This window comes from Pseudomonas sp. NPDC087817 (assembly GCF_044742875.1).
In the GTDB taxonomy this organism is placed as follows: domain Bacteria; phylum Pseudomonadota; class Gammaproteobacteria; order Pseudomonadales; family Pseudomonadaceae; genus Aquipseudomonas.
The window spans coordinates 1-4,851 of record NZ_JBIUVJ010000129.1; the positions used below are offsets into that span (position 1 = coordinate 1).

General features: G+C 58.8%; 6 protein-coding genes. 1 reads left to right on the top strand and 5 read right to left on the bottom strand.

Translation table 11 applies throughout. The annotated features are described in order from the left end of the window. The 3 genes from ACIONG_RS29765 to xerD all read right to left on the bottom strand — a co-directional run. The coding region (locus ACIONG_RS29765; RefSeq protein WP_401304547.1) for a hypothetical protein at positions 1-122 on the bottom strand (122 nt) is incomplete at its 3' end. 130 nt (positions 123-252) lie between these two features. After that, positions 253-984, bottom strand: coding sequence for a bifunctional protein-disulfide isomerase/oxidoreductase DsbC (gene dsbC, locus ACIONG_RS29770; RefSeq protein ID WP_103306398.1), 732 nt, complete (start codon positions 982-984; stop codon positions 253-255). 346 nt (positions 985-1,330) lie between these two features. Next, on the bottom strand, positions 1,331-2,227 hold the full coding sequence (gene xerD / locus ACIONG_RS29775) for a site-specific tyrosine recombinase XerD (protein WP_213027652.1): 897 nt from the start codon (positions 2,225-2,227) through the stop codon (positions 1,331-1,333). Positions 2,228-2,334: 107 nt separating this feature from the next. On the opposite strand from xerD, the gene ACIONG_RS29780 reads away from it, so the two are divergent. Further along, positions 2,335-4,146, top strand: a complete 1,812-nt coding sequence (locus tag ACIONG_RS29780) for a cation:proton antiporter (RefSeq protein ID WP_401304541.1) — start codon at positions 2,335-2,337, stop codon at positions 4,144-4,146. A 114-nt stretch (positions 4,147-4,260) separates the two neighbouring features. Here the strand turns inward: ACIONG_RS29780 and ACIONG_RS29785 are convergent, their stop codons facing one another. Further along, positions 4,261-4,674, bottom strand: coding sequence for an acyl-CoA thioesterase (locus ACIONG_RS29785; RefSeq protein WP_401304544.1), 414 nt, complete (start codon positions 4,672-4,674; stop codon positions 4,261-4,263). Between the two features lie 91 nt (positions 4,675-4,765). Further along, positions 4,766-4,851: 50S ribosomal protein L19 (locus ACIONG_RS29790; protein WP_400499420.1), on the bottom strand; the 86-nt coding region annotated here is incomplete at its 5' end.

The window sequence follows — 4,851 nt, forward strand, 5'->3', positions numbered from 1 at the left end:
ATTAACACTAATAACACAAGCACCTCACTAACAGCAATTTCCTCGGCGTTGCGCTGAAGTACGTTGAAGGTACCGCCACCGACGGTCCCTAACCCACAGATGCCTACTTTGACCGGATTCACTGTGAACTCCCCATAAAACGGCCGACGCTGGGTCGGCCGGAAAACAACCGCATGCTCGCGGCTCTCAATTAATGGCCCGGCGATGTGGCTGCCGGACCATGATCGTCACGGCTGACCGCGACGATGCGAATTACTTCGCGCCCAGCGCCAGTTTGGCGACTTGTGGCGCAGGCTGGTAGCCCGGAATGACTTGTCCGTCAGCCAAAACGATGGCCGGTGTGCCGTTCACACCGATCGACTGACCGAGGGCGAACTGTTTGGAAACCGGGTTATCGCACTTGGCGGCCTTGATTTCCTTGCCATCGACCATTTTGTCCATGGCGGCTTTCTTGTCTTTCGAGCACCACACGGCTTGCAACTGCTCGTCACCCGGCGAGCCGAGGCCCTGGCGCGGGAACGCTACATAGCGCACTTCAATGCCGCGCTTGTTCAGCTCAGGCACTTCGGCGTGCAGTTTGTGGCAGTACGGGCAGGTGGTGTCGGTGAACACGGTGATGAACGATTTGGTCTCGCCCACGGCCGGGTAGACCACGGTTTCGGCCACCGGGATGGCGTTGATCAGTTTGGAGATGCCGACGCGCTCGGCTTTCTCGGTCAGGTTGACCGGTTTGCCGTCCTTGAGCTGGAACAGGTAACCCTGAACGATGTACTGACCGTCAGCGCTGGCGTACAGCACGCGGCTGCCCTTGAGCTTGACTTCGTACATGCCCGGCAACGGGCTGGCATTGATGCTTTCTACCGGAACCTCGAGTTCGAGTTTTTCCAGGCTTTGACGAATCGCTTTGTCGGCCGCGTCATCGGCGACGGCAAAGGTGCTGACCAACGCAATGGCTGCGGCGGCGAAAATCTGGGTCAGACGCATGAGAACTCCTGAAGGCGGACAAATGGATCGGTCAGAACGCCCGTGCCGGAACACCGGGTCATAACCGTCCATCGTGCAAACCGGCAAAGCCTAACACATAAGGTCACGGTGGCCGAATGCGCCTGTCGCCACAGATTCATGTGCACCTGCCACCCCCTCATACATGTGCAGCTGACACACATTATTGTGGCGAGGGGATTTATCCCCGATGGGTTGCGAAGCAGCCCTGAAACCGTCCACCCCGGTCTATCAGAAAAAACGAACAAGCCGGGCTTGGGGCCGCTACGCAGCCCATCGGGGATAAATCCCCTCAACACAGATAAATATTTCAAACACAGAGGCCATGTCAGCCTCGAGGGTGATGTTTGGCGTGCAGGTCTTGCAATCGGGCGCGGGCGACGTGGGTGTAGATCTGGGTAGTCGACAGGTCACTGTGCCCCAGCAGCATCTGCACCACGCGCAAGTCGGCGCCATGGTTAAGCAGGTGCGTGGCAAACGCATGGCGCAAGGTATGTGGCGACAGCGACTTGCCGATCCCGGCGACCTTGGCCCAATGCTTGATCCGGTGCCAAAACGTTTGGCGCGTCATCTGCTCGCCGCGCTGACTGGGGAACAGCACATCGCTGGGGCGGCCGCCGAGCAATTCGCCGCGACCGTCACGCATATAGCGCTCGATCCAGACAATTGCCTCTTCGCCCATCGGCACCAGACGCTCCTTGCTGCCCTTACCCATCACTCGCAGCACGCCCTGACGCAGGTTGACCTGCTCCAGGGTCAGGCTCACCAGCTCGGTCACGCGCAGACCGCAGGCATACAGCACTTCAAGCATGGCGCGATCACGCTGGCCGATGGCTTCGCTCAGATCCGGCGCCTTGAGCAGCGCTTCCACATCAGCTTCCGACAGGGATTTGGGCAGCGGCCTGCCCAGCTGCGGCATGTCGACACGCAACGTCGGATCTACGGTGATCAGCTTTTCCCGCAACAAATACCGATAAAACCCACGCACACCCGAAAGAAATCTCGCGGTGGAACGTGGTTTGTAGTTCTGCTCCAGACGCCAGGCCAAGTGATCGAGGATCAATTCGCGCCCAGCATTGATCAGCTCCAGGTTTTTCTCCTGCAACCAGCCATTGAACAGCGCCAGATCACTGCGATAGGCGCCTCGGGTGTTATCGGACAGGCCTTTTTCCAGCCACAGGGCGTCGAGGAATTGGTCAATCAGGGGATGGTCGATGGCAGGCATGGGCGCTCAAGACACACAACCTCAGGGCTGTGCGCAAATGTAGAGTGAACTGTAGGAATGGGCGCTAGTCTTTCATAGCCCGCTATTTCAAGGAACAGGGAGCATCAATGAACGAGCAGCAAATCCTATTGGCATTTGGCGGGATTGGTGTGGCGGCACTGGGTTGTCAGTGGCTGGCTTGGCGCCTGAAATTGCCGGCGATTCTGTTTTTGTTGCTGACCGGCATTCTGGCCGGCCCGGTACTGGGCTGGCTCGATCCACAGGAAATGTTCGGGCCGTTGCTGATGCCGCTGGTGTCGCTGGCGGTAGCGCTGATTCTGTTCGAAGGCAGCCTGACGCTGCATCTGTCGGAATGGAAAGAGATTGGCAGCGTTGTTCATCGACTGGTGACGATTGGAGCTATCTCAACCTGGATCGTCATCGCGGTCGCCACCCATTATTTGCTCGGCTTTGACTGGATGCTGGCCATCCTTTTCGGCAGCCTGACGCTGGTGACTGGCCCGACAGTGATCGTGCCGATGCTGCGGGTAGTGCGGCCGAAAGCCTCTATCGCCAATATTCTGCGCTGGGAAGGCATTGTCATTGACCCGATCGGCGCCCTCCTCGCCGTCGTGGTCTACAGCTTCATCATTGCCAGCGCTGAGGGCCATGGTTTCAAGCAGAGCCTGTTGACCTTCGGCGGGGTGATTCTGTGTGGCGCGGCGTTCGGGGTTGTCGGTGGATGGTTACTAGGGACGGTGATCCGCCGGCAGTGGCTGCCGGAGTACCTGCATAACCTCGCCTCGCTGGCGGCGGTACTGGGGATTTTCATTGCCTCCAACGAGGTCATGCATGAGTCGGGATTGTTGGCGGTGACGCTGATGGGCATGTGGCTGGCTAACATGAAAGGCGTGGATGTGCGGCACATCCTGCACTTCAAGGAAAACCTAAGCGTGCTGCTGATCTCCGGACTGTTCATTCTGTTGGCGGCGCGCCTCGACTTGAACGCCTTGATTGGACTGGGTCCGCTGGTGCTGATTTTGCTGCTGGTGATTCAATTGATCGCCCGGCCACTGAACGTTGTGCTGAGCACGGCGGGCTCCAGCCTGAGTTGGCGTGAACGCGCACTTTTGTGCTGGATCGCACCACGAGGGATTGTCGCGGCCGCAGTGTCGGCAATTTTTGCCATTCGCCTGGATGAAGCCGGCCATGAAGGTGCGTTGCTGCTGGTGCCACTGACCTTTGCGGTGATCATCGGCACCGTGGTGCTGCAAAGCGCTACAGCACGCCCGTTGGCACGCCTGCTCAAAGTCGCGGAACCGGCGCCGAGTGGCTTCCTGATCGTCGGCGCCAATGCGCCTTCGCGCTTGCTTGGCAAGTCGTTGCAACAACTGGGCAGCCGGGTTTTGCTGACCGATTCGAGCTGGGAAAATATTCGCGCGGCGCGTATGGAAGGGCTACCGACCTACTTCGGCAACCCGGCTTCGCAACATGCCGATGCGCATCTGGATCTGGTCGGGTTGGGGCATTTGCTGGCGTTGTCACCGTCCGGCGAACTCAACACCTTGGCGGCGATGCGCTTTCGTCATGACTTCGGACATCATCGTTTGTTTGGTTTGGCCAGCGGTCATGAAAGCCGCCGCAGCGACAAACATCGCGCGAGCCTTGAGCATCGTGGCAATCAGTTGGGCAGTGAGGCGTTGACCTACGCGAAACTGGCCAGCCAGATGGGCCAGGGCGCCGAGCTGTACAGCACAGCATTGACGGACGGGTTTGGCTGGGAGGATTACCGGGCGTTGCATGGCAATCGGGCGACCCTGCTGTTCATGCGTGATGACAGTGGTTGGGTGCATGTGGTGACGCCTGAGACCACGTTGAAGCCGGGATCTGGGTGGACGTTGCTGGCGTTGATTCAGCCGGAGGCCCGCGGCGCCTCTTAAATCCAATCGCGGGCAAGCCCGCTCCCACAGTGTCCGTGTCGTGCATAAAAGTTGTGAACGACACAAAACCTGTGGGAGCTGGCTTGCCAGCGATGGTCGCGACGCGGTTGCAGATCAGGCCGCAAAACCCGGGAGCACTGGCACCGGTCGCTTGTCATTATCGATGGCAACAAAGCTGAACTGCCCATGGATCGCCTTTTCGCGCCCATCACAACTCATGCTTTCCACAAACACTTCCACCTCGACCTTGAGGCTGGTGTTGCCGACCTTGATCACTTTCCCTACCAGTTCGACGATCGAGCCGGCCGGGATTGCGTGGTTGAAGTCGATGCGATCAGTCGAAACCGTCACCAGCGGCAAACGGCAAAAACGCGTGGCGGTGATGAACGACACTTCGTCCATCCACGCCAGCGCAGTGCCGCCGAACAGGGTGTTGTGGTGGTTGGTGGTCGGCGGGAAGACGGCTTTGGTTACGCGGGTTACCGAGAGTTCGGTACGGCGTTCGATTTCCTGGTCACGGGTGGTCATGGTTCTGGCCTGAAACGAAATGGCTGTGGACAAATTGCAGGCAACAAAAAAGCAGCCCGTAGGCTGCTTTTTTCTGCATCGGAAGCTGGACTTAAGCCAGTTTTTCCTTGATGCGAGCTGCTTTACCCGACAGGTCGCGCAGGTAGTACAGCTTGGCTTTACGTACGTCACCGCGAC

Excerpts from the sequence above, each read along its gene's own strand:
- dsbC (WP_103306398.1), bottom strand. The coding sequence starts at position 984 with ATGCGTCTGACCCAGATTTTCGCCGCCGCAGCCATTGCGTTGGTCAGC.
- xerD (WP_213027652.1), bottom strand. The coding sequence starts at position 2,227 with ATGCCTGCCATCGACCATCCCCTGATTGACCAATTCCTCGACGCCCTG.
- ACIONG_RS29780 (WP_401304541.1), top strand. The coding sequence starts at position 2,335 with ATGAACGAGCAGCAAATCCTATTGGCATTTGGCGGGATTGGTGTGGCG.
- ACIONG_RS29785 (WP_401304544.1), bottom strand. The coding sequence starts at position 4,674 with ATGACCACCCGTGACCAGGAAATCGAACGCCGTACCGAACTCTCGGTA.